This window comes from Streptomyces coeruleoprunus, from assembly GCF_039542925.1.
Lineage (GTDB): Bacteria > Actinomycetota > Actinomycetes > Streptomycetales > Streptomycetaceae > Streptomyces > Streptomyces coeruleoprunus.
Genome location: NZ_BAABIT010000001.1, coordinates 6,640,113 through 6,663,696, shown reverse-complemented (window position 1 = coordinate 6,663,696; position 23,584 = coordinate 6,640,113). Strand labels below are relative to the sequence as shown.

At 71.2% G+C, this 23,584-nt stretch carries 18 protein-coding genes and 1 pseudogene; 9 read left to right on the top strand and 10 right to left on the bottom strand.

Features of this window, described 5'->3' with window-relative positions:
- Positions 1 to 380: 380 nt before the first annotated feature.
- Positions 381 to 2,288, top strand: coding sequence for a rhamnogalacturonan lyase (locus ABEB09_RS29910; protein WP_345693028.1), 1,908 nt, complete (start codon positions 381 to 383; stop codon positions 2,286 to 2,288).
- A gap of 54 nt (positions 2,289 to 2,342) precedes the next feature.
- Here the strand turns inward: ABEB09_RS29910 and ABEB09_RS29905 are convergent, their stop codons facing one another.
- The 6 genes from ABEB09_RS29905 to ABEB09_RS29880 all read right to left on the bottom strand — a co-directional run bounded on the left by ABEB09_RS29905 (position 2,343) and on the right by ABEB09_RS29880 (position 9,199).
- Positions 2,343 to 2,840, bottom strand: a complete 498-nt coding sequence (locus tag ABEB09_RS29905) for a protease inhibitor I42 family protein (RefSeq protein WP_345693027.1) — start codon at positions 2,838 to 2,840, stop codon at positions 2,343 to 2,345.
- Positions 2,841 to 2,871: 31 nt separating this feature from the next.
- A complete protein-coding gene (locus ABEB09_RS29900) occupies positions 2,872 to 4,038 on the bottom strand; it encodes a cytochrome P450 (RefSeq protein WP_345693026.1) in 1,167 nt (388 codons plus the stop codon).
- Between the two features lie 155 nt (positions 4,039 to 4,193).
- Positions 4,194 to 4,772, bottom strand: coding sequence for a cupin domain-containing protein (locus ABEB09_RS29895; protein WP_345693025.1), 579 nt, complete (start codon positions 4,770 to 4,772; stop codon positions 4,194 to 4,196).
- An 81-nt stretch (positions 4,773 to 4,853) separates the two neighbouring features.
- On the bottom strand, positions 4,854 to 6,116 hold the full coding sequence (locus ABEB09_RS29890) for a cytochrome P450 (protein ID WP_345693024.1): 1,263 nt from the start codon (positions 6,114 to 6,116) through the stop codon (positions 4,854 to 4,856).
- A gap of 107 nt (positions 6,117 to 6,223) precedes the next feature.
- Entirely contained in the window at positions 6,224 to 7,342 is a 1,119-nt protein-coding gene (locus tag ABEB09_RS29885) for a type III polyketide synthase (RefSeq protein WP_345693023.1), read from the bottom strand.
- 186 nt (positions 7,343 to 7,528) lie between these two features.
- The gene (locus tag ABEB09_RS29880; RefSeq protein WP_345693022.1) at positions 7,529 to 9,199 is read right to left on the bottom strand and encodes a PucR family transcriptional regulator; all 1,671 of its coding nucleotides are present in this window, start codon (positions 9,197 to 9,199) and stop codon (positions 7,529 to 7,531) included.
- 237 nt (positions 9,200 to 9,436) lie between these two features.
- Here ABEB09_RS29880 and ABEB09_RS29875 point away from each other — a divergent pair, with 237 nt between their 5' ends.
- From ABEB09_RS29875 to pucD, 3 genes are read left to right on the top strand one after another with little or no spacing between them, the layout of a single operon-like run.
- Positions 9,437 to 10,333 (top strand): FAD binding domain-containing protein, encoded by an 897-nt coding sequence (locus tag ABEB09_RS29875; RefSeq protein ID WP_345693021.1) that lies wholly within the window; start codon positions 9,437 to 9,439, stop codon positions 10,331 to 10,333.
- 2 nt (positions 10,334 to 10,335) lie between these two features.
- Positions 10,336 to 10,935: a (2Fe-2S)-binding protein gene (locus ABEB09_RS29870; protein WP_345693020.1), complete on the top strand. Its 600-nt coding sequence runs from the start codon at positions 10,336 to 10,338 to the stop codon at positions 10,933 to 10,935.
- Between the two features lie 2 nt (positions 10,936 to 10,937).
- A complete protein-coding gene (gene pucD, locus ABEB09_RS29865) occupies positions 10,938 to 13,328 on the top strand; it encodes a xanthine dehydrogenase subunit D (protein WP_345693019.1) in 2,391 nt (796 codons plus the stop codon).
- A gap of 224 nt (positions 13,329 to 13,552) precedes the next feature.
- Here pucD and ABEB09_RS29860 read toward each other — a convergent pair whose 3' ends face one another.
- Positions 13,553 to 14,644 carry a hypothetical protein gene (locus ABEB09_RS29860; protein ID WP_345693018.1) on the bottom strand — a complete coding sequence of 364 codons (1,092 nt, stop codon included), beginning with the start codon at positions 14,642 to 14,644 and terminating at the stop codon, positions 13,553 to 13,555.
- 635 nt (positions 14,645 to 15,279) lie between these two features.
- Between ABEB09_RS29860 and ABEB09_RS29855 the strand changes: the two genes are divergently transcribed.
- Together ABEB09_RS29855 and ABEB09_RS29850 are read left to right on the top strand one after the other, a co-directional pair.
- Positions 15,280 to 16,176, top strand: coding sequence for a PIG-L deacetylase family protein (locus ABEB09_RS29855; protein ID WP_345693017.1), 897 nt, complete (start codon positions 15,280 to 15,282; stop codon positions 16,174 to 16,176).
- Positions 16,177 to 16,525: 349 nt separating this feature from the next.
- Entirely contained in the window at positions 16,526 to 17,614 is a 1,089-nt protein-coding gene (locus ABEB09_RS29850) for an epoxide hydrolase family protein (protein WP_345693016.1), read from the top strand.
- Between the two features lie 149 nt (positions 17,615 to 17,763).
- Here the strand turns inward: ABEB09_RS29850 and ABEB09_RS29845 are convergent, their stop codons facing one another.
- On the bottom strand, positions 17,764 to 18,723 hold the full coding sequence (locus tag ABEB09_RS29845; protein WP_345693015.1) for a LysR family transcriptional regulator: 960 nt from the start codon (positions 18,721 to 18,723) through the stop codon (positions 17,764 to 17,766).
- A 95-nt stretch (positions 18,724 to 18,818) separates the two neighbouring features.
- On the opposite strand from ABEB09_RS29845, the gene ABEB09_RS29840 reads away from it, so the two are divergent.
- Positions 18,819 to 19,976: a nuclear transport factor 2 family protein gene (locus ABEB09_RS29840; RefSeq protein ID WP_345693014.1), complete on the top strand. Its 1,158-nt coding sequence runs from the start codon at positions 18,819 to 18,821 to the stop codon at positions 19,974 to 19,976.
- Between the two features lie 36 nt (positions 19,977 to 20,012).
- On the opposite strand, the pseudogene ABEB09_RS29835 reads toward ABEB09_RS29840, so the two are convergent.
- Positions 20,013 to 20,569, bottom strand: a pseudogene (locus tag ABEB09_RS29835) (MarR family winged helix-turn-helix transcriptional regulator).
- On the opposite strand from ABEB09_RS29835, the gene ABEB09_RS29830 reads away from it, so the two are divergent.
- Together ABEB09_RS29830 and ABEB09_RS29825 are read left to right on the top strand one after the other, a co-directional pair.
- Positions 20,531 to 21,106: an SDR family NAD(P)-dependent oxidoreductase gene (locus tag ABEB09_RS29830; protein WP_345693013.1), complete on the top strand. Its 576-nt coding sequence runs from the start codon at positions 20,531 to 20,533 to the stop codon at positions 21,104 to 21,106. The pseudogene ABEB09_RS29835 and the gene ABEB09_RS29830 overlap by 39 nt on opposite strands.
- Before the next feature lie 924 nt (positions 21,107 to 22,030).
- Positions 22,031 to 22,753 (top strand): hypothetical protein, encoded by a 723-nt coding sequence (locus ABEB09_RS29825; protein WP_345693012.1) that lies wholly within the window; start codon positions 22,031 to 22,033, stop codon positions 22,751 to 22,753.
- A 69-nt stretch (positions 22,754 to 22,822) separates the two neighbouring features.
- Here ABEB09_RS29825 and ABEB09_RS29820 read toward each other — a convergent pair whose 3' ends face one another.
- Positions 22,823 to 23,359: a hypothetical protein gene (locus ABEB09_RS29820; protein WP_345693011.1), complete on the bottom strand. Its 537-nt coding sequence runs from the start codon at positions 23,357 to 23,359 to the stop codon at positions 22,823 to 22,825.
- Between the last annotated feature and the right edge of the window lie 225 nt (positions 23,360 to 23,584).

Genomic DNA, 23,584 nt, shown 5'->3' with positions numbered 1-23,584 from the left:
GAGGTGGGTGGGCGTCCCGGGATCCGGGCGCGCTCGCCTGCCCGGGACGGTCCGGACCGTCGTGGCCGTCGGACGGGTTCACCAGTCTCGCCTGCGCAGGAACCGCAGGTTCTCCAACACGCCGGGCACGTCGGGCACCTGGGTGGCGAGGCCCTGGGCGAATCCCGGGCGCCCGACCGTCAATCGGAAGAACAGAGAACACCACGAATTCCAACATTGCCGAACACCGAATGCCGACAGAATCCTTGACGACACATCAGCGCCTCCCTACGCTCACGCCCCGTGGGAGCGTTCCCACACCCCTCTGAGTGAACCATCGGCCCCGTCCCCTCCCCAAGGACACCGCGTTCACCGACACCCCCACACATCGGAGGTCATCGATGACCGACGCACACCGGCTCCGGCAGCCCCGCACGCCCCGCACCGCGCCGCGGCCCCGAAGAGGGAACAGCCGGCCGATCGGCGGCATCACGGCCGCCGCCGCGCTGGCCGTCTCCCTGCTCGCCGGACTGCCGCAGACCGCGCACGCCGCGACCGCACGGCAGGTGGAACGCCTCGACCGAGGACTGACCAGCACCCACACCGGCAGCGGGAACCTCGTGTCGTGGCGGTGGCTGGCCACCGATCCGAACGACGTGGCGTTCAACGTCTACCGGGGCACCACCAGGCTCAACTCCTCGCCGCTCACCGCCTCGACCAGCTACTTCGACGCCGGCGCCCCCGATTCGGCCGACTACACGGTGCGCGCGGTGGTGAACGGCACCGAGCAGCCCTCGTCCGAGCACGCGCTCCAGTTCCGCTCGGGTTACCTGAACGTGCCGATCTCGCCGCCGGCCGGCGGTACGACCCCGGACGGGGTGGCGTACACCTACGAGGCCAACGACGCCAGTACCGGCGACCTCGACGGCGACGGCAGGCTCGACCTGGTCCTGAAGTGGCAGCCGACCAACGCCAAGGACAACTCCCAGTCCGGCTACACCGGCAACACGGTCGTCGACGGCATACGCCTGGACGGCACCCGGCTGTGGCGGATCGACCTGGGCCGCAACATCCGCTCCGGCGCCCACTACACGCAGTTCCAGGTCTACGACTACGACGGCGACGGCAGGGCCGAGGTCGCCATGAAGACCGCCGACGGCACCCGGGACGGCACGGGGGCGGTGATCGGCAGCTCCTCGGCCGACCACCGCAACTCCAGCGGCTACGTCCTGTCCGGCCCCGAGTTCCTGACCATGTTCAACGGGCAGACGGGCAAGGCGATGGGCACAGTGGACTACGTCCCGGCCCGCGGCACCGTCTCCTCCTGGGGCGACTCCTACGGCAACCGCGTCGACCGCTTCCTGGCGGGCACGGCCTATCTGGACGGCGCCCGTCCCTCCCTCGTCATGGCGCGCGGGTACTACACCCGTACGGTCGTCGCCGCCTGGGACTGGCGCGACGGTCGGTTCACCCGCCGCTGGACCTTCGACACCAACTCCTCGACCAACGTGGGCAAGGGCTACGACGGCCAGGGCAACCACAGCCTGTCGATCGCCGACGTCGACAACGACGGCAAGGACGAGATCGTCTACGGCGCGATGACCGTGGACGACAACGGCGCCGGGCTGTGGACCACCAGGCTCGGCCACGGCGACGCGGGGCACGTCGGCGACCTCGACCCGTCCCGGCCCGGCCTGGAGTACTTCAAGGTATCCGAGGACCGCTCGAAGCCCGGCTCGTGGATGGCCGACGCGCGCACCGGACAGGTCCTGTGGCAGACGGCATCGGGCGCCGACAACGGCCGCGGTGTCGCCGCCGACGTCCACGCCGGCAGCCCGGGCGCCGAGGCGTGGTCGGCCTCCGACACCACCCTCCGCTCCGCGACCGGCGCCTCCCTCGGCCGGGAACCGTCCAGCATCAACTTCCTGTCGTGGTGGGACGGCGACACCGTCCGCGAGCTCCTGGACGGCACCCGCATCGACAAGTACGGCACGTCGGGCGACACCCGCCTGCTGACCGGCTCCGGTGTCCGCTCCAACAACGGCTCCAAGTCGACGCCCGCGCTCTCCGGCGACATCCTCGGCGACTGGCGCGAGGAAGTCGTCTGGCCCACCACCGACAACCGCGCCCTGCGCATCTACAGCACGCCGCACCAGACGAACACCCGCATCACCACGCTGCTCCACGACACGCAGTACCGCACCGCGCTGGCCTGGCAGAACACCGCCTACAACCAGCCCCCGCACCCCAGCTTCTTCATCGGCGGCAACATGCCCACCCCGCCGCGTCCCACCGTCTACACGCCGTGAACCCGACGCCCCCGCCGGGCCGGCCCTCGCCGGCCCGCCCGCTCATGAGGGGACTCAGCGAACGGTGATCTCGTAGCGGTAGAACGCCGGCTGGTCGCCCGGCCGGTCCGTCGCGTCGGCCGTGGGGACGGGTACGGCAGTGGCCCTGGTGTCGGCGACGCTGCCGCAGCTGGCCAGCGGGCAGTGCAGCAGCGTCACCGTCGTGGTGCCCTTGGCGCGGGCGGTGAAGTCGAAGTACGCCGTGCCGTCCCCGCCGCCGGCGATGTCCTCGTCCGTGCCTTCGATGTCCTCGTGGGTGCCCCTGTAGTCGAGGATGTCGGCGTCCGGCTTCGGGTCGGCCAGGTACCAGTGCTCGCCCATGTAGGGCCGGGCCGGGACCTTGAGGGTGAACTCGTCGCCGGCCGCCACGGTGATGCGGCGCTCGCCGGTCTCGTACTCGGTGGGGCCGAAGAACCCGGCGAAGGCGAGGACGACGCCGAAGGCGAGGGCGGCGCAGGCGGCGACGAGCAGGCAGCGGGCCGTCTTCGAGGACGGTATCGCACGTTTGATCATGTCGGCGGGAATCTAGCACGCCGCTCCGACGTCACCAGGCCACGGGCAGGGTCTCCGGGCCCCGGTTGATGGAGCCCCGGCGCCAGCGCACCCGCTCCGGCGGGACGGCCGGCCGGAGGTGCGGCAGCTCCCGGAGCAGCGTGGAGAGGATGACCTCGAACTCCATCCGGGCGAGCGATGCCCCGAGGCAGTAGTGCGGGCCGTTGCCGTACGCGAGGTGGGGGGCCTCGTCGCGGGTCACGTCGAGCCGGTCGGGCTCGGTGAACACGCGCGGATCGCGGTTGGCCGCGAGGTAGGAGACGTACACCGCGTCCCCCGCGCGGATCAGGACGTCGCCCACCGCCACGTCCTCGGTGGCGATCCGGGGCAGGCCCACTCCGTTGCGCTGCGGGATGAAGCGCAGCAACTCCTCGACCGCCCGCGGTACGAGCGTGGGCTCGGCCCGCAGCAGGGCCAGCTGCTCCGGGTGGGTGAGCAGCGCGTACACCATGGTCGCCGCCTGGTTGCGGATCTGGTCGAGGGTGTTGAGCACCACCATCACCGACAGCGAGACGAGCTCCGGCCGGCTCAGGGCACCGGCGCTCTGCAGGGTGGTCAGTTCGCTGAACAGGTCATCGCCCGGCTGCCGGGACCGGAGGTCGGCCAGGCCGCGGAAGTAGGCGGCGATCTCGGCCTTGACCGCGTCCCCCTTCTCCTGGGAGTGGTTGCTGGAGAGGATCACCTCACGCCACGTCTGGAGCCGCCCGAAGTCGGCGGCGGGCACGCCGAACAGGCCGGCGAGCAGCCGTTCCGGCATCGGCCCGGTCACCGCCTCCGCCAGATCGGCGGGCGGCCCCTGCGCGACCATCGTCGCGACGAGCCGCCGGGCGGTCTCCTCGGCGTCGGCGCGCAGCTCTGCGGCACGCTTGCGGCTGAAGGCCTGGGCGACCAGCCGCCGCAGACGCGTGTGGTCGGGCGGATCGGTCCGCCCGATGCCGCCGACCGGGGCCACGGTGTGCGGCGTCATGGAGGTCACGGGCCGGCCGACGGTCAGCGCCCGGCTGAACCGCGGATCCGACGAGAGGTCCCTGACGTGCTCGTACGACGTGGCCAGCCAGGCCTCGCCCTCACCGAAGCGCAGGGTGATGCGGGCGATCGGCTCCTCACGCAGCAGCCGGTGCAGCAGCGGGTCGAATGCGAGGGCGCCGAGATGGTCCACGGGCCAGTGGTGCACGGGCGGCCCGTCCGCCGGTGTCCGGGGGTCCGGCTGCCGCGGGCCGTCCCCGGCCGGGCTCCCCGGCGTGGGGATCCGCGCGGCCCGAGGGGTCCGGGCCTCGGCGGGGAACGTTCTGGCGTCCGGGCGCGGTGCCTGTGTCATCGGACATCCCCCGATGTCCCCGTGGCGCCGTTCCCGGCCGGCCGGTGGCGCAGGGGAGTCAGCTGCTCGATCCCGTAACGCGTCCTCAGCTCCGCCACCGCCGCAGGGTCCGGGCCTCCGGGGCGCTCCATCAGTTCCAGCAGCTCGTCGAAGTACCGCTCGTGGTGGGGTGGCGGCGCCGCCTGGAAGAGCATGCGCGCCGGCTCTCCGGTCGGGTTGGCGAAGGCGTGCGGACAGCCGGGGGGTACGAGGATCAGCGTCCCGGGAGTCGCCCGTACCGGCCTGTTCCCGGAGGCCGACTCCCAGGAGCGCCAGTCGTCACGGGTCCGCAGGCGCGGCTCGAAGGCCATGACCTCCAGCTCGCCCTCGATCACGTAGAACAGTTCCTCGCCGTCGGCGTGCGTGTGCGCGCCGACGTCGAACCCGGGCGGTACGACGACCTCGAAGGTCGACGCCACACGCGAGTGCGCTCCGGTGATCTTGTACGTCACCTGTTGTGCGGCGGTCCTCACGATCCGCCCGGCCCCGGGCGGCACCACCAGCCCCTCCCGTGCACGCGAATCCACCACGGTCATCTGCCTCTCCTGCCTGTCCGGGCCCCTCGGGGGCGTCGGTCCGCTCGTCCGGCCACCACCACGCCGCTTCCTGCCGCGCCGTCACCACTCGACCGGCAGGACCTCGGGTCCGCGGATCAGTGCTCCCCGCTGCCAGCGCAGCTCCTCCTCCGGCACGGCCAGACGCAGGCCGGGGAAGCGGTCCCACAGCGAGCGGAGGATCATCTCGGACTCCATGCGGGCGAGGGCCGATCCCGGGCAGTAGTGCGGTCCGTACCCGAAGGCCACGTGCGGGTTGGCGGCCCGGTCGAAGTCCAGGCGCTCGGGCTCGGCGAAGACGTCCGGATCGCGGTTGGCGGTGAGGTACGAGACGTAGACCGCGTCGCCCGCGGGGATCGTCACCCCGCCCACCGGCACGTCCTCCAGCGCGATACGGGAGAGCCCTACGGCGTTGCGGTGCGGGATGTAGCGCAGCAGCTCCTCGACGGCTCGTGGGACGAGGGCCGGTTCGGCGCGCAGCCGGGCGAGGTGCCGGGGCCGGGTGAGCAGCGCGTACACCATGTTGGCGCTGTTGTTGCGGACCGCGTGTGCGCCGCTGATCTGGACGAGCACGGCGAGGCCGACGGCCTCTTCCAGATCCAGCGCGCCCGTGTCGACGCCTTCGGCGAGAACGCTCGCCAGGTCCGTCCGGCCGCTCCCCTCGCGCTCGTCGGGGCTGGCCCCCGCCTGCCGTGGTACGCCGGGGCCGGTGGCGCACCGGCGCCGGATCAGGGCGGTGAAGTACTCCGCGATGTCGGCCTTGGCCGCTTCGCTCGCCGGGCGACCCGCACTGGCCGAGATGATCGTGTCCGACCAGTGCGCCATCCGGGGCCAGTCGTCGCGGGGCACGCCCATCAGCTCCCCGACCATGGCCAGCGGGAAGGGCCGGTTCAGATGGGTCATGAGGTCGGCCGGGGGTCCGAGGCGTTCCAGCGCGTCGAGCAGTCCGTCGATCACCTGCTGGGCGCGCTCGCGCAGCCGTTGCATGCCGCGGGCAGTGAACGCGCCGGCCACCACGCGCCGCATCCGGGTGTGGTCGGGAGGGTCGGCGAGGCCGATGGCGCCGTCCATCGGAATGAAGTGCGGAGCGACCCGGGTGACGGACCGGCCGACGACGGCCCGCCTGCTGAACCGGGGGTCAGCGGAGACGGACTTGACGTCCTCGTAGCGGGTCACCAGCCAGGCATGGCCCTCACCGTTGGGCAGCCGGACGCGGGCCACCGGCTCCTCGTGCAGGAGGCGGGCCAGCATGGGGTCGAAGTCGAGCCCGGGGAGGTCGGGCGGATTCCAGAAGTGGACCGGCGGGGCGGCGGGTGTGGTGTTCATGGGCCTCCTCGGAGGCGTCTCGAAGTGGGGAAGGCGCGCGGGCGGGGTGAGCTACGGGCGTTCGAGGGCGGCCGTGACGCACCGGCCGGGCCCGGCAGTTCAGGCGTTCAATGGGCGGCGTCGAGGACGGCCTGCGCGTCGGAGCGCTGCCGTCCGATGGCCGGCGTGATCCGTGTGCCGGTGGTGCTCCAGCGCCCCAGGGCGATCTCCGCGGTGATGCCCGGGCCGAACCCGGCGATCAGTCCCTTGCCCTGCTCCGCCGTGCCGCCGGCGTCGAAGAAACGGGAGAGGGCGTCCAGGACGACGACGCTGGCGACGTTTCCGTACTCGGTGAGCGTGGCCCGGCTGAACCGGAAGGCGTCCGGAGCCACTCCCAAATAGCGGCACAGGTCGTCGAGGATGCGCGGTCCACCGGCGTGGACGATGTAGAAGTCCAGGTCGGAGGCGTCCCAGCCGTGTCGTGCGGCGAGGTCGGCGAGGACGGGAGCGAGGGGTTCCATCGTGCCGGGTACCCGCTTGTCGAGCAGGAAGTGGAACCCGGTCGAGCGGACGCTGTACGCGATCCAGTCCTCGGTGTCCGGCACCAGATGGGAGCCGTTGCTCTCGAGCCGGACGCCGGTGCCACCGTTGCCTCGTACCACCGCGGCGGCCACCGCGTCGCCGAACAGCCCGTTCGACAGCAACGACCCCACGCCGAGATCGGTGGGCTGATAGGAGAGCGAGCAGAACTCGCACGCGACAAGGAGGACGTTGGCCCCGGGGTAGGCGGTGCAGAAGTCGTGGGCGCGGTTGATCGCGCTGCCGCCGGCGGCACAGCCGAGCTGGGCGATGGGCAGCTGGCGGGTGCCGGACGGGAAGCCCATGGTGTTGATCAGCCAGGCGGTCAGCGAGGGCATCATGAAGCCGGTGCAGGAGACGTAGACGATGAGGTCGATGTCGCGCGTCGTCAACTCGGCGTGGTTCAGGGCCTCTTGGACGACCTGGGGGACGCGCCGCTTCGCCTCCGCTTCGTAGGTGCGGTTGCGGGTTTCGAATCCGGGGTGACGCAGGATCTCCTCGATGGGCAGCACCAGGTGCCGCTTCAGCACCCCGGTGTTCTCGATCAGGCGTAAGGCGAGGGGAAGTTGGGGGTGTCCCGCGTGCAATCGGCGGGCGAGGTCGAGGGTCTCGCGCTGGGTGAGGACGTATTCAGGAACGGCGACGACCGGACGGCAAAGGGTAGCCATGGAAACGACCATCCCGGGGGCGAAGGGGGGACGCCCGGCCGGGCGACCGAGCGGGGCCGAAGGTACCCAAGCCAGGAATTGTTCCAGATAAGCGTCTATACGGGCAAACCAGGATGATAGTCATACATGCTCGCCCGCTGTGCACGGTCCCCGAAGCGACCGGGGCGGAACCGATGCGCTCGTAGCTCAGCCCGTCCTCAGGGCCGCGAGGAAGTCCAGTCGGGTCTCCAGCCGGGCCAGGTCCCGCCCGGTGAGCTGCTCGATGCGGGCGATGCGGTGGCGCAACGAATTGACGTGCAGGTGGAGTTGGGCGGCGCATCTGGTCCAGGACGCGTCGCACTCGAGGAAACTCTCCAGCGTGGGCAGCAGGTCGGTCTGGTGACGGCTGTCGTGATCGCGCAGGGGGCTGAGCAGACGGGCGGCGAAGGCCTGCCGGGTCTCGGCCGGTATGAGCGGCAGCAGCGACAGGATGTGCGAGGTGAGGTCATCCGGGCCACGCACGGTCACTCGTTCCGGGCCTTCGTCGGCGACCCGCAGCGCGGTGCGGGCCTCGTCGAGCGCTCGGCGCGCGCTCCCGGCCGCTTCCACCGGGGAGCTGACACCGATGGAGACGCGGCCTGCCGGGCCGAGCCAGCGCGCGAGCGCGGCGGCGAGCCTCTGCTGCAGGGCGGCGCAGTCCAGGACCGGTCCGGGGAGCGTGTCCGTGGGCTCGGGCAGCAGTACGAGGAGCACGGCCTGTTCGTCGTCGACGGTGCCGGCGATCTGTTCCGGCCACACCGGCACCGGACCGTCCGGTTGGACCAGGCCCTCCTCCAAGAGGGCGCGCAGGGCCGGGGCGGGGATGGCGCCGGCCCCGTGCCACGTTCCCGCGGCGACCACGAACTGCCAGCGCTGCCAGGTGTCGCACGGGGCGAGGACGTTCGGTGCGGAGCTTCGCAGCCGGGCGGCGACCTCGTCGAGTGAGGCGCGGCTGTGCAGCAGGTCGAGGACTTCGCCGGCCAGGTCCTGGCGTACCGCCTTCGTCCGGTCGTGTGCGGATCGCGCGTCGGCGACCAGGTCGGCGATCCGGTCGAGGAGTTCCAGGCGGGTCGCGGGCCAGCCCGACATGTCGGCCTCCACGACGAGCAGCCAGTCGCCCAGCTCGGCGGCCGTCCCCGTCGTGGCCGACGGTGCCGACGGGCCCGTGGAGTGGCGTACCGGCACGAGCGAGTAGTGCCGGTCCCCGAACGTGACCCGATGGGGAGCCGCCTCGCACGAGCGGCGCGCGGCGAGATACCTCCCGGCCAGTGCCGCCGCCGTCCTGGCGCGCAGCGGAGGGCGGGCTCCGGCGATCTGGCGGCCGGTCGGGGACAGGACGCGCACGTCGAGGCCGAGGCTGTGCTGCAGGAGCTCCAGCACCGAGTCCGGGACCCCCTGGTCGGTGAGGAGCCGTCGATGGCGTTCCACCACGGCGGCGAGGCTGCCGACGCGCTGGCGGTGCAGACGACGAAGGACGTGCTCGGTGATCGTGGTGAACGATATGTCCGGCTTGACGGCGACGAGCGGAAGACCGTGGCGTCGGCAGGCGCGTACGAGGTCGTCCGGGACGAGCCCGTGTTCGGCCTCGCCGGCGGCGAGGACCGCGACGCCCTCCCGGTCGAGGACGCGTACGAACGACTCGGCGTCTCCGTCCCCCTGCCACCAGGCGAGTCCGGTAAGGACGAGTTCGCCTCCGCCGGTGAGGAAGCGACCGGGGTCGGCCAGGTCGGTGGTCAGAACGGCGCGTACGGGTCGATCGAGAGCGCTGTCGCCGGCGTCCTGACCGACGAGCAGGTGCAGCCCCAGCTCGTCGGCGTCCAAGAGATCACGCAACCGCATGGTCGCCACCCTCTCACGCCGCCCAAGGGGCCACCCGGTTCACAGAACGGGCATCGCCGCAGTTCACAGCCGCGAGGCGGTGGGAAAGCACGGTGGTCCACAGGTGGCGGAGAAGCCGGTTTTGGGGGATCGGTGACTGCCTCGTCCGCTTGATCGCTCGGTCTACTTCTGCGCATCCGGCCGACAGCGTGCGAACGAGTCGGTACGACCGATCCGATACGAATGGGAGAGCCGCCCATGGACTTCCTCCGCCCCGCCAGCTGGGAGGAGGCGCTCGCCGCCAAGGCCGAGCACCCCACGGCTGTGCCGATCGCGGGGGGCACCGATGTGATGGTCGAGATCAACTTCGACCACCGTCGCCCCGATCACCTCCTGGACCTCAACCGCATCGCCGAGCTCCGGGAGTGGCACGTGGGCAAGGACACCGTCCAGTTGGGCGCGTCCGTGCCGTACACCCAGATCATGGAGCACCTGCGGGCCGAGCTGCCCGGCCTGGCGCTCGCCTCGCACACGGTCGCCTCGCCGCAGATCCGCAACCGCGGCGGCGTCGGCGGCAACCTCGGCACCGCCTCGCCGGCCGGTGACGCGCACCCCGCGCTGCTCGCGGCCGACTGTGAGGTCGAGGTCGAGTCGCGGGCGCGCGGCAGCCGCCTCATCCCGATCGACGCGTTCTACACCGGCGTCAAGCGCAACGCCCTCCAGGCGGACGAGCTCATCAAGTCCGTGCACATCAAGAAGGCGGACGGCCCGCAGCAGTACTCCAAGGTGGGCACCCGCAACGCCATGGTCATCGCGGTCTGCGCCTTCGGCATCGCGCTGCACCCGGAGACCCGGACGGTCCGCACCGGCATCGGGTCGGCGGCCCCGACCCCGATCCGGGCCAAGGCCGCGGAGGAGTTCCTCAACGCCGCGCTCGAAGAGGGCGGTTTCTGGGACAACGGCAAGATCATCACCCCGTCGATCGCCAAGCGGTTCGCGGAGCTGTGCTCCGGTGCCGCCAACCCGATCGACGACGTCCGTGGCACCGCGAGCTACCGGCGGCACGCCGTCGGCATCATGGCCCGCCGCCAGCTCGGTTGGGTGTGGGAGTCGTACCGCGGCGGCAAGGGCCGTGGCGCGGAAGGAGTTGCGTGACCATGCGTGTCAATTTCACGGTCAACGGACGTCCGCAGCAGGCCGACGACGTCTGGGAGGGCGAGTCCCTCCTCTACGTCCTGCGTGAGCGCCTGGGTCTGCCGGGCTCCAAGAACGCGTGCGAGCAGGGCGAGTGCGGCTCCTGTACGGTCCGCCTGGACGGTGTGCCCGTCTGTTCCTGTCTGGTCGCCGCCGGGCAGGTCGAGGGCCGCGAGGTCGTCACCGTCGAGGGCCTGGCCGACTACGCCAAGCAGCGCTCCGAGGGCGGCTGCGCCACAGGCGCCTGCGGCACCTCGCTGGACGAGGCCAAGGGCTGGTCCGCCAAGGGCACCGACTCCCAGACCGGCGAAGGCACCGAGCTGTCGCCGATCCAGCAGGCCTTCATCGACGCGGGCGCCGTCCAGTGCGGCTTCTGCACCCCGGGCCTGCTCGTCGCGGCCGACGAGATGCTGGAGCGCAACCCGTCCCCCACGGACGAGGACATCCGCGAGGCGCTGTCCGGCAACCTCTGCCGCTGCACCGGTTACGAGAAGATCCTGGACGCGGTCCGCCTGGCCGCGGCCCGCCAGGAACGGCAGGAACGTCAGGGAGAGGCGGTCTGATCATGGCTGGCACCACCACGGGTATCCCCACCAACGTCACGCAGGGCTCCCGGACCAAGGGCGGCATCGGCGAGTCCACGCTCCGCCCCGACGGCACCCTCAAGGTCACCGGCGAGTTCGCCTACTCCTCGGACATGTGGCACGAGGACATGCTGTGGGGCCAGATCCTCCGCTCCACCGTCGCCCACGCCGAGATCGTCTCCATCGACACCAGCGAGGCCCTGGCCATGTCGGGCGTCTACGCGGTGATGACGTACGACGACCTGCCGGCCGCGATGAAGAACTACGGCATGGAGTTCCAGGACACCCCGGTCCTGGCCCACGGAAAGGTCCGTCACCACGGCGAGCCGGTCGCCCTCGTGGCCGCCGACCACCCGGAGACGGCCCGCCGCGCCGCCGCCAAGATCAAGGTCGAGTACCGTGAGCTGCCCCTCATCACCGATGAGGCCTCGGCGACGGCTCCCGACGCCGTACTCGTGCACGAGGCCCGCGACGACCACCACGCCGGGCACGTCCCGCACCCGAACATCGTGCACCGCCAGCCGATCATCCGCGGCGACGTGGAGGAGGCCCGCAAGCGGGCCGACGTGATCGTCGAGGGCGAGTACACCTTCGGCATGCAGGACCAGGCCTTCCTCGGCCCCGAGTCCGGCCTCGCCGTGCCCTCCGAGGACGGCGGCGTCGACCTGTACGTCGCCACCCAATGGCTCCACTCCGACCTGCACCAGATCGCGCCCGTCCTCGGCCTGCCCGAGGAGAAGGTCCGCATGACGATGGCGGGCGTCGGCGGCGCCTTCGGCGGCCGCGAGGACATCTCGATGCAGATCCACGCCTGCCTGCTGGCGCTGCGCACCGGCAAGCCGGTCAAGATCGTCTACAACCGCTATGAGTCGTTCTTCGGCCACGTCCACCGCCACCCGGCGAAGCTCCACTACGAGCACGGCGCCACCAAGGACGGCAAGCTCACGCACATGAAGTGCCGGATCGTGCTGGACGGCGGCGCCTACGCGTCGTCCACGGCCTCGGTCGTCGGCAACGCCGCGTCCCTCTCGGCCGGGCCGTACGTGATCGACGACGTCGAGATCGAGGCCATCGGCCTCTACACCAACAACCCGCCCTGCGGCGCCATGCGCGGCTTCGGCGCGGTCCAGGCGTGCTTCGCGTACGAGGCGCAGATGGACAAGGTCGCCGCCGCTCTGGGCATGGACCCGGTGGAGTTCCGGCAGAAGAACGCCATGGAGCAGGGCACGATCATGCCGACCGGGCAGCCGGTCGACGCGCCCGCCCCGGTCGCCGAGCTGCTGCGCCGCATCAAGGCGCGTCCGCTGCCGCCGGAGCGCCAGTGGGAGACCACCGAGGGTGCCGACGTCCGCGCGCTGCCCGGCGGTCTGTCCAACACCACGCACGGTGAAGGCGTCGTCCGCGGTGTCGGCTACGCGGTCGGCATCAAGAACGTCGGCTTCTCCGAGGGCTTCGACGACTACTCCACCGCCAGGATCCGCGTCGAGGTCATCAACGGCGAGCCCGTCGCCACGGTCCACACGGCGGCGGCGGAGGTCGGCCAGGGCGGCGTCACCGTCCACGCCCAGATCGCCCGCACGGAGCTCGGTGTCCAGCAGGTCACCATCCACCCCGCCGACACCCAGGTGGGTTCGGCCGGTTCGACCTCCGCGGCCCGCCAGACGTATATGACCGGCGGCGCCATCAAGAACTCCTGCGAGCTGGTCCGCGAGAAGGTCCTGGAGCTGGGCCGCCGCAAGTTCGGCAGCTACCACCCGGCCTGGGCCACCGCCGAGCTGCTCCTGGAGGGCGGCAAGGTCGTCACCGACGGCGGCGAGGTCCTCGCCGACCTGGTCGACGTCCTGGAGGACGAGGCCGTCGAGATCGAGGCCGAGTGGCGGCACCGCCCCACCGAGGCGTTCGACCTGCGCACCGGCCAGGGCAACGGCCACGTCCAGTACTCCTTCGCCGCACACCGCGCGGTCGTCGAGGTGGACACCGAGCTCGGCCTGGTCAAGGTCATCGAGCTGGCCTGCGCCCAGGACGTCGGCAAGGCCCTCAACCCGCTGTCCGTCGTCGGCCAGATCCAGGGTGGCACCACCCAGGGCCTCGGCGTGGCGGTCATGGAGGAGATCATCGTCGACCCGAAGACCGCGAAGGTCCGCAACCCCTCCTTCACGGACTACCTCATCCCGACCATCCTGGACACGCCGACCATCCCGGTCGACTACCTGGAGCTGGCGGACCCGAACGCGCCGTACGGGCTGCGCGGCATCGGCGAGGCCCCGACCCTGTCGTCCACCCCGGCCGTCCTCGCGGCGATCCGGAACGCGACGGGCCTGGAGCTGAACCGGACGCCGGTCCGCCCGGAGCACCTCACCGGAACCGCGTAACACCCCCAGCCCTCCGGGCGGTGCGTGTCGGTACGCCGCAGCGCCGCCCGGGAGCACCCCATTGCGTGCCCAATTCCCGACCCACGGAGCAGCCGACCGGGCCGGGGCGCCGTACGTGCGCGCCCCGGCCCGTGCCCGTACGGCCGCCGGCCCTGGTTCACCTCACGGCGAGCCGGGGGCGACAGGCCCGGGAGGCCGATGCCGTCGGCGGGCCGGCGCGCGGCTCACCTGACGAACGACACGTCGTAGTAGGTGTCGGCCGGCACGCCCGAGGCGGTGAAGCACCGCACCTGGATGCCGTTGCTCGGGGTCCAGTGGTCCACCTTGCAGTGCCGGGAGTCGGCGCCGTAGGCCGTCACCTGCACGTCCCCGTAGCCCAGGGCCATTCCGGGCGTCCAGACGCGGTAGACGCCGACGCCGTGGCGAGTGATCCGGTTGGTGTCCCCGGCGGAGTTGTACCGGTAGGCCGCAGCCGGGTAGTACGAGCTCGCGGTGGGCTGGTTCGCCCAGGCGTAGGCGGCGGGTGTGGTGCGGAGGATGCCGACGTCGCGGGCGTAGGTCAGCGTGAACCGGGTGTCGCGCAGGGCGCCGCCGAGGGTGAAGCAGCGGACGTTGACGAGCTGCGCGGTCCCTGAGGGGTACCAGTTCACGACCTTGCACCGTGCGAGGACGTCGCCGTACGCGGTCACCTGCACGTGTCCTGCCGCCGAGCCGATGGCCGGGAGCCGCACGGTGTACTGGCCGGTGCCGGACCGGCTGATGGTGTTGGTGTAGCCGGCGGAGTTGAACTGGTACGTCCGCGAGGGCGTGTACGCGCCGGTGCTCGGCTGGTCGGCCCAGACGTGGCCGAACCGGCCACCGAGGTACGCCGTGTTCACGAAGCTCGCGGTGAAGAGCGTGTTGGCGCGGTATCCGGAGGGGGTGTAGCACCGCACGTTCACGTCGAGCCGGTCGCCGACGGGGTTCCAGGAGGCGACGTTGCAGGAGTGGGACGTGGCTCCGTAGGCGGTGACGTGCACGGTGCCGCCGAGCAGCCCCAGCCTGGGGAACCGCACCGTGTACTGGCCGGTGCCCGTTCGGACGACCGAGTTGACCGCGCCGGCCGAGTTCCGGCTGTAGTAACCGGACGGCGTGTAGGGCGTGTTCAGCGCGGCGGTCGGCTGGTTCGCCCACACGTAGGCGAAGCCGCGGCTCGCGGCCGCGTGCGCGGTGGACGGCACGACGGCGACCGCGCCGACGGCGAGCGCGACCGCGGTCAGCGCGCGCAGGATGCGCGCCGGCCACTTCGTGAGTCCTCCGCGTATTTTCGTGCGCATCTTGTTCTTCCCTTTCCTTCCCTCTGCCGGATTCGGCAATGGACGATGCTGGAAGGGGGGTGGCTGATTCCGGGCAGGCGTGGGCGCGGGCGCGGGCAGCGGCCTGTGATTTGTGGCGTGCGCCCTGGACCTACGGCCCATGGCCCATGGCTCATGGCCTGGGCCGATGGGGCCGAGAGTGGCCTTTCCCGTGATGAAGACAGCACTGAACAACACATGAAGACGGTGACAGTGCTGAACGCCGCTCAGAAACAGCGCGGTTCGGAATCAATCACACCGCGACGCAATAGCCGGCCTCCCCAACCGGCATACCCCCCGAGTCGCTTTGGCGTGCGCATGGCGTTCTTGGAGCACCGGGGTGGAATCCGATGACATTCGGCCACCCAGGCGCTCAGAGAATTGCACAACGCCATGACGCCGGACCACGGTTCGAAGGGGCGGAGAAGAAGTGAAGCAGCACAGCGGGGGGCGCGCACGCCTCATCACGCGCCCGCCGGCGCGACTCCCGCCGGCTGCGGCACGCGTGGCTCAGTGGAACGTCAGGCTGACGCAAGCGAAACGTTAGTGGCGGCAGGAAGGCTGGCTGCGAGGAGGGGCGGCACTGTCCCTCCCGGGGCCAATGGGGAGGAGCCAAGGTGGAGCGGCACGAGGACATGGGGTTCGGGGACGGCCCGAGCAGGCGACAGATCCTGGGCGCGGGCGCGCTGGCCGTCGCGGGCGCCGCGGTTTCGAGTGCGGTGTGGACCCCACCGGCCGCAGCCGCTGCCGCTGCCAAATCGCCGGCGATCTTCTATTCGCCGCACCAGGACGACGAGGCCATCGGCATGGCCGGTTCGATCCTGGAGCACAAGGCGGCCGGCAGACCGGTCCACCTGGTCCTCGTGAGCCGGGGCGAGAACGACGGCCTCGCCAAGATCATGAACCAGGGTGACTGCACCACGCTGGGATCGCGTTGTTCGGCGCCGGGGCACCGGCACGCGCTGGGGTGGCCGGAGGACGGAGCCTCCAAGGTGGTGGCCGCCCGTACGGCGGAGTTCACGCTCTCGGCGAAGGCGCTGGGAGTGGACAAGGTCATCAACTTCAACCTCGCCGATGGCGCCTACGGCGACTACGACGCGTTCGTCGGCCAGGTGGTGAAGAAGGTCCGTGCCCTGGCGGAGCAGTACCCCGGCGCCTCGCACAAGTTCGCGGCCGGGTGGCTGGACGGCAACGCCACGCACAAGGCATGCAGCGACGCCGCCCACCGGCTCATGAAGAACGGCGAGCTCACGGACGTACGTTTCCACCACATCTACGCCTACCAGCAGTACCCGCCCGCGGAGCGCGATCGCGGGGCGGCGTACGTGCTCAGAATTCCATCCGCGCAGATGGAGCGCAAGCGGAAGTCGATCCTGGCCTACAACACATGGGACCCGAGCAGAAACCTCTACAGTCTCGGCTACCACAGCGTCCCCGAATGGCTGGAGCAGGCCTACGCCGACCCGCGGGAATTCGTCTACACGCTTCCCTCGAACTACCGGCCGGGCCGCTAGCACCACGCCACGGGTAGCGCCGTCCGGTAGGGCGGCCTTGGGGCCACCTCTCGGTTCAGCAGCTCGTCGACCGCCCCGGCTTGCCCGTCCCGGGTTGCACCGGATGGCCTGTGCGGGGGCTGTCGGTGCTCCGTCAGGAGGCCAAGTGCGTGGGTGAGTCGGCCTGCTGGGTCGGCGTGAGGGTGGCGAGGAGTTCGCGCTGGGCGTCGGCGAGCTCGTTGAGGACGGCGCCCCGGGTCGGGCTCATGGGGCGGGATCCTCCACCTCTTGCGTTAGTGCCACTAACAGTCTATTTTCGTTAGCGCCACTAACGTTTGACCTTCGGACGAATCCCCCTGGAGTGGAGATCGTGATCAAGCCGTTCCGCATCGACATCCCCCAGGCCGACCTCGACGACCTGACCGACCGTCTCTCCCGCACGCGGTGGCCCAACGAGGTCGCCGACGCCGGGTGGGACTACGGCTTCCCGCTGGCGCGCCTCAAGGAGCTGGCCGAGTACTGGCGCACCGGTTACGACTGGCGTGCGCATGAGGCCGAACTCAATGAGCTTCCGCACTTCACCACCGAGATCGACGGCCAGAACATCCACTTCGTGCACGTCCGGTCCTCGAAGCCGAACGCGCTCGCGCTGATCCTCACGCACGGCTGGCCCGGTTCGTTCCTGGAGTTCCTCGACGTGATCGAGCCGCTGTCGCGCGACTTCCACCTGGTGATTCCGTCCATCCCGGGTTACGGCTTCTCGGGGCCGACCCACCAGCGCGGCTGGGACATCGTGCACGTCGCGCAGGCCTGGGCCGAGCTGATGCGCCGTCTCGGGTACGAGCGCTACGGGGCGCAGGGCGGCGACTTCGGCGCGGGCATCTCGCTGGCGCTCGGCGCGGTGGCGCCCGAGCAGGTGGTCGGGGTCCACGTGAACTATCTGCCGACACGGCCGGACCCGGATGCCGGCATCGAACTGTCCGCAACGGATGAAGCCCGGCTCGACAAAGTCCGGCAGCTGATGGCGCATCGCCCGCCGTACCAGGCCCTGCAGTCCACCACCCCGCAGACCATCGGCTACGCGCTGACCGACTCACCGGTCGGGCAGCTGGCCTGGATCGCCGAGCGCTTCGCCCACTGGACCGACCCGCGGTCGCAGATCAGCGACGAGCGGATGCTCACCGACATCTCCCTGTACTGGCTGACCGCCACCGCCGCCTCCTCGGCCCGACTGCACCGGGAGGCGCCGCGGCGGAGCGAGCCGTGCCCGGTGCCGGTGGGCGTGGCGGTGTTCGCGCACGACATCACGCAGTCGGTGAGACCCCTGGCCGAGCGGCTGTACGACATCAGGCACTGGTCGGAGTTCGAGCGCGGCGGCCACTTCGCCGCGATGGAAGTGCCCGAGCTGCTCGCCCAGGACGTCCGGGACTTCTTCCTCCCCGCATCGAGCACGGTGTGAGCCCGTCCGGCCTTTGAGGACGGGCGCCGTTCTGGGGGTACCCCGTGCTCGAAGAGCTGGGGGCAGGGATACGCGGGTCCGAGGGCGGAGCCCCCCGGTTTCGGGAAGGGCGGGGTAGGGGGAGATCCCCGGACACGACCACGTTTCCGTCAGGCGTCGCGCAGTGCCGGCCCAGCCGGGTGGGCGTCCGTCTCGGCCGGACGGTGCGCAGCTCGGGCCGGACAAGGCGAGTCGAAGGCTGTCGCCAGTTGGTCGATCAGGGGCACCGCGGACGGATGCGGGTCGCGACGTGGTGTGATCGCGTAGATGCCACGGGCCGGGGGATCGACGAGGGCTACTGTGGTGGTGTCGTTCCGCAGCGCGCACGTCAGCGCCCCGGGTATGAGCGCGATGGCGTGGCCGGTGGCGACCAGGGCCAGCTTGCCGGGCAGATCGGCTGCGGTGAGGTCGATACGGGCGGTGACTCCGGCGCGCGCGGCGTGCCGGCGCAGCAGCGCCGCCGAGCCGTCGTTGTCCTCCACCCATGTCTGGTCGGCCAGGGCCTCGATGTGCACTCGGCCGTGCCCGGCCCACGGGTGGTCGACGGGCAGCACGACGACCATCTCGTCCATCCCCAGGAACCGTCGTTCCACCCGCGGGTCATTGGGCAGCCCTGGTGGCGCATCGGTGACGACGGCGACGTCGAGGTCGCCGGCGATCACGCGGTCGTGCAGTGGTGCGCTCAGCCCGGGCAACAGGCTCCAGTGGATGGGCCCGGCCGTGTCCAGCAGGCGGCGGATCGCCGCGGGCACGATCCCGGCGGCCAATGAGGGTGTCGCGCCGACGGCGAGCGGCCGGCTGAGCGCTCCGTCGCGAACGTCCCGTACGGCACGAAGCGCACGGTCGACCTCGTTGAGCGCAGCCAGGGCGTGGTGCCGGAACACCTCACCTGCCGGTGTCGGCCGCACACCTCGCGCGTGGCGCTCCATCAGAGCCACGCCGAGTTGCCGCTCCAGCCCGGCGATCTGACGGGAGACAGCCGACTGCGTGTAGCCCAGCTCGGCGGCCGCCGCCGACAGGGACCCGAGCCGGCACACCGTTACGAACGTCCGCCACTCCGTCAGAGCCATGGCGCAAGTATGCCTGCGAGGTATGCGCGGCCCGCATGGCCGCCCTGCGGGATCTTCGCTTTTCGCAGCCATCGTGATGCACCACTCTGATGCGCATGACCGCACCGCACACGATCGCCGTCCTCGGCTTGGGCCGCATGGGCGCGGCGATCGCGACACGACTCGCCGACCGCGACCGGGACGTCGTCGGCTGGACACGCTCCGGGCGTACGGCAGGCACCGTCGAGACGACCAACGACCCGAACGAGGCCGTGGCGAAGGCCGACATCGTGCTCCTGGCGTTGTTCGACGGCCCGGCCTGCCGGCAGGTCCTCGACCACGTCCGCGACTCGCTGCGCACGGACACCATCGTGCTGAACACCAGCACCATCGCCCCCGCCGAGGCGTCGAGCCTGGCCCGGCGACTCGGCCCGTCCTACGTCCACGCGCCCGTGCTCGGGTCTGTGCCGGCTGCCGCCGCCGGCGCCCTGCGGATTCTCGCCGCCGCCGAGCAGGCCACGCTCGACCGGGCCCGACCGGTCCTGGAGTGCCTCGGCACCGTGCGGCGCGTCGACGACGCCGCCACCGCCGCTGCGCTCAAGCTGGTCGCCAACCACAGCCTCGCCGGCTCCGTCCTCGCGCTGCGCGACTCACTGCGTCAGGCCGACGCCCTGGGCCTGCCCCGCGCCCAGGTGCTGGACGTCCTCGAGCTGGGCCAGCTCGGCGGGCTCGTCGCCCGCAAGCGCACCTTCCTCACCGGCCGGCCGGCCGCCGCCGACGCGGAGTTCACGATCGGCGGGCTGGCCAAGGACATGGCCCTGCTGGCCGCCGCGTCGGACGCGCCCCTGGGCAGCGCGGCCGACCTGGCCGACACGCCTGCCGACCCCGGGGCCGACATCGCCGTCGCCGCCACGGTCCCCGCCGTGGAGGACGCCGTACTCGAACCGCTCCGCGCCTACGTCCGCGGCCACGCCACCGGCGACCCGGCCCACTTCCGCGCGGCGTTCCTGCCCACCGCCCACATCGAGGGAATCCGGGACGACGCATTCGTCTCCTGGCACCTGGACGACTACTGCGCTCTCTTCCGGGGCCGGCCGGCCCCGGACGAACCGACCCGCTCCCGCCGCATCGACGCCGTCGACGTCCACGGCACCGTCGCGACCGCGACCATGACGCTCCGGCACGGCGCGGACACCTTCACCGACGTCTTCCTGCTGGTCCACGTCGACGACGGCTGGCGCATCGCCAACAAGGCTTACCACCAACACTCCTGAGGCCGGGAGACGAGTCCGGCCCGACCGGACCGGACTTCACCGAGTGCTGTCTTCGTCGGCCGTGCACCGTCGGACATCGGCCATCAGCTTGTCCAGCAGCGCGATGAGCAGGGTGCGTTCGTGCTGCGACAGAGAGCCGACGAGTGCGGCCTCTCGGCCGAGCACGGTGTCGACGGACCGCTCGATGAGCGCGTGCCCCTCGGCCGTGAGCTCCACCAGGACGGTTCGTCGGCCGGTTGTTCCCGGCATGCGCTCGACGAGGCCGTCGCGTTCGGCGCGGGCGACGCGCTGGGAGATCGCTCCAGCGGTCACCAGGGTGCGCCGGGTGATCTCTCGAGTGCTGAGGGTGTAGGGGGCCCTGAGCGCCGAATGACGGACAGCAGGTCGAGGGTGGCCGCATCGATCCCCACCTCTCGCAGGGCTCGGTTGCGGTCGTCGGCGAAGAGCTTGGCCAGCCGCCAGACGGGGCTGACGATCTCGATCGATTCCGTCGGGGTCCCAGGTCGTTCCCGTCGCCAGGCCGCGGCGATCTCGGCGGCGGAAGGGGGGTGGGGGTGCACGGCGTCGTCTGCGACGCCGCCGACTCCGGGCAGGTCGAGGCACTCGCCGCCCGGCTCGACCGGCTGGACGTTCTGGTCAACGCGGCCGGTGGCTTGCCCGGGGTGACGTCCGGGGACGGCTCGCCCCTGGGCGCGTTGCTCGCCCAGTGGCACGCCAGCCTGGCGCAGAACCTGCTCACCGCGGTGCTGACCACGGCTTCGGTCCAGGAAAAGCTCACCAGTGGGAGCTCCGTCATCAGCATCGGCTCGATCGGTGCCGAGCGCCGAGGCGGCTCCTACGGAGCGGCCGAAGCCGCTCTGGGTGCGTGGAACGCCTCGCTGTCCGCCGATCTCGCCCCCAAGGGCGTCACCTGCAACGTGATCTCCGCGGGGTACATCGCCGGCACCAACTTCTTCCAGGGTCGACTGAGCGACGAGCGCCATCGCGCGCTCGTGGAGGAGACACACAACAAGCGACCGGGCACGGTCGACGACATCGCCGAGACGGCCCACTTCCTCGCCTCCCCAGGGGCCCGGCACATCACCGGCCAGACCCTCCACGTCAACGGAGGAGCTTTCACCACGCGGTAGCGCCCGTCGCCCCTCTCTGCTCTGCACCGGATGCCCACGATCACATGAGAGTGACCCCGGTCACGTCGCGTGTGATCGCGGGCGCCCCAGCCCATCGGCAGCCGGACCCCGGGGGTGGCGGTGGCCCGTCCCGGGGATGCGGCTATGCTGCCCCGCATGTTCGCGGCCCGGCCGATTCCCAGCACGTGCTCCCGCTCCCGTGCGGCGGGCCGGTTGCGGACGTGGGCGCTGACCGCACTGCTCCTGGCACTGGCGTACACGCACGGAGTCAGCGGGGAGAGCGCCGCAGGCCATGCGCACCCCGGGACGTACAGCACGGTGGGCGTGGCTGCCCACGGGACCACCACGGCCGGCCACCCTCACGACGAGACCGCCCGGGACCACGGTGAGCGGGACGCCGACCATCACGACGCCCCGGCGCCCGATCATGCGGCACACCATTGCGTCTCCGGCCAGCCCGAGCAGGGACCCGCGCTCCCCATGCCGTGCGAGGCCCCGCTGGCCGTTGAGCGACTGCCGCACACGTCTGCGCTGATCGCCGCTCGGCCAGGTAGTGTCGCCTGGCAGCCTCCTCGTACGCCGGATTCAACGGTCCTACGGATCTAGGCCTCGCGCGTTCGAACCGATCAACGACCGGTTCGGCACCCCTTCACCTTTTCCGCCCGCCTTGTCTGCGGCAGCTCAGCCATGCCCCGGCGGCGGCGCGTCCTGCGACCCGCCGAAGAGCGGCGTGACGTACTCGGTCGCCGCGGGACCCCGCCCTGTCGGGGATCCGCCCCTCGGCCCCGGTTCTCCCGTCCGGCGCCGCGCGCAGGCGTCTCGGCCGGGTCGAGCTTCTCCAGCTCCGCCCGCTCCCGTCCCGGCGCCGCGCGCAGGCGTCCAGCCCCCATTCCCCCATCGCCCCTGCCCGTGAAAGGCCAGCTCGTGTCCTCGTCATCCACTCTCACCGCACCTCCCGCCCCCGACCACGGCCGATCCTCCAGGAGGCGCCGAGGCACCTCACTGCCCTGGCGCTTCCTCGGCTACGTCGGCTACTACGTGGGCGCGGGGCTCATCAGCGGTGCGGTCGTCCACCACCCCATGGACCCGACCCGCTACTCGCTGATCGCGGGCGCCGGTGTGCTGGTCTTCCTGGTCGCCACCTTCCTCAACGAGATCGTCCTCGCGTCGGAGAAGCCGGACCTCGCGAAGACCCTGCGGGTCCTCGGCGCCTCCACGATGCTGTCCTTCGGCCTGGGCATGCTCAGCGGCGGCATGCAGCACTTCGCCGACCTGCCCGACCGCTGCGCCGTTCTCATCCCGCTGGGCCTCGTGCTCGCCTTCGTCGCCTACGTCCTGAAGGAGGACAAGACGCCCTGGCGACGCGTCTTCGGCCTCATGGGGCTGACAGTCCTCGTCGTCGCGGCTCTCACCTTCGCGGGCCTGCGCCATATCGCCCCCACCATGGGCGAGGCCGGAAGCGGACACAGTCACGGCAACGCCGTGAACGAGAAGAACGACGACGCGGGACAGGAAGGCGACCACGACGCGCCCGCGGACGACCCCGCTGATTCCGCCCCGGAGCCCACGGCACCCACGCCGACCCCGGCACCCACGGACACCCACAACGGCGAGGAATCCGGGCACGACGACGGCCACGCCCATTGAGCCTCGCCGCCGGTGAGCCGCTCCGCGGGCGACGCGACTCAGGGGGAGAGTCGCGGAAGCCGCGGCTCGTCAGGCTTCGTCCGACCTGGCGAGAGCCTCGCTGATCAGGCGGGTGGCGAAGTCGTGGTCGTCGGTGAGGCGGTTGATGTGCTCCGCGAGCAGGAAGGCGGTGGCTTCCAGGGCGGTCATCTCGTCCTCGGTCCAGTATCCGTACTGCTGGCGCCACAGGCTGGGGCTCAGGCCGGTGCCCGCCGCGATGAGCAGGCCGGCCATGGTGGGAATGGCCTCGGGGCGGACACTCCTGGGCATCATGCGCATCGTGGCCACGAGGTTGGGCACCACACACGCGATGACGTCCTTGCCGTGGTCCTCGTAGGCCAGCCGCAGCCACCGCATGAACATGTAGATGAGGGTGCACGCGCCGTCCAGCACGTCATCGACTCCCTTGGGGCCCAGGGAAGCGGCGAACTGGTCGATCAGCGCCTGTTGCTCCGGGTCGGTCCCGGTCCTGCCGTCGTAGACAGCCTTGAGCCGAGAGTCGATCATCATGAGCGCCGCGCCCACATCGCCGGCGGGGGCGTGCCGGGGGTCACAGGGCGATGACACAGCATTTCCTCCTCATGTGACCGCGGTGGTCAGCACGGCGTGCCCGTACAGTAGCCCGCCGGTGAGGCAGAGTTCCGGCGAATCCCATCGATTGACCCCAAGACCATCGACAATTGGACATGCTCCTGGCAGGAGTGCCGCTGCACCGGTCCCATGGACGGCATCAAACAGTCAGCCTGCTGCTGCACTTCCGGGACGGGACGGGCGGAGGCGCAGGCTGCCGGG

Coding starts and splice junctions, on each gene's coding strand:
- ABEB09_RS29860 (WP_345693018.1), bottom strand. CDS start 14,644: ATGCGCACGAAAATACGCGGAGGACTCACGAAGTGGCCGGCGCGCATC.
- ABEB09_RS29885 (WP_345693023.1), bottom strand. CDS start 7,342: ATGGCTACCCTTTGCCGTCCGGTCGTCGCCGTTCCTGAATACGTCCTC.
- ABEB09_RS29845 (WP_345693015.1), bottom strand. CDS start 18,723: ATGGCTCTGACGGAGTGGCGGACGTTCGTAACGGTGTGCCGGCTCGGG.
- ABEB09_RS29840 (WP_345693014.1), top strand. CDS start 18,819: ATGACCGCACCGCACACGATCGCCGTCCTCGGCTTGGGCCGCATGGGC.
- ABEB09_RS29880 (WP_345693022.1), bottom strand. CDS start 9,199: ATGCGGTTGCGTGATCTCTTGGACGCCGACGAGCTGGGGCTGCACCTG.
- ABEB09_RS29875 (WP_345693021.1), top strand. CDS start 9,437: ATGGACTTCCTCCGCCCCGCCAGCTGGGAGGAGGCGCTCGCCGCCAAG.
- ABEB09_RS29895 (WP_345693025.1), bottom strand. CDS start 4,772: ATGACCGTGGTGGATTCGCGTGCACGGGAGGGGCTGGTGGTGCCGCCC.
- ABEB09_RS29870 (WP_345693020.1), top strand. CDS start 10,336: ATGCGTGTCAATTTCACGGTCAACGGACGTCCGCAGCAGGCCGACGAC.
- ABEB09_RS29890 (WP_345693024.1), bottom strand. CDS start 6,116: ATGAACACCACACCCGCCGCCCCGCCGGTCCACTTCTGGAATCCGCCC.
- ABEB09_RS29910 (WP_345693028.1), top strand. CDS start 381: ATGACCGACGCACACCGGCTCCGGCAGCCCCGCACGCCCCGCACCGCG.
- ABEB09_RS29905 (WP_345693027.1), bottom strand. CDS start 2,840: ATGATCAAACGTGCGATACCGTCCTCGAAGACGGCCCGCTGCCTGCTC.
- pucD (WP_345693019.1), top strand. CDS start 10,938: ATGGCTGGCACCACCACGGGTATCCCCACCAACGTCACGCAGGGCTCC.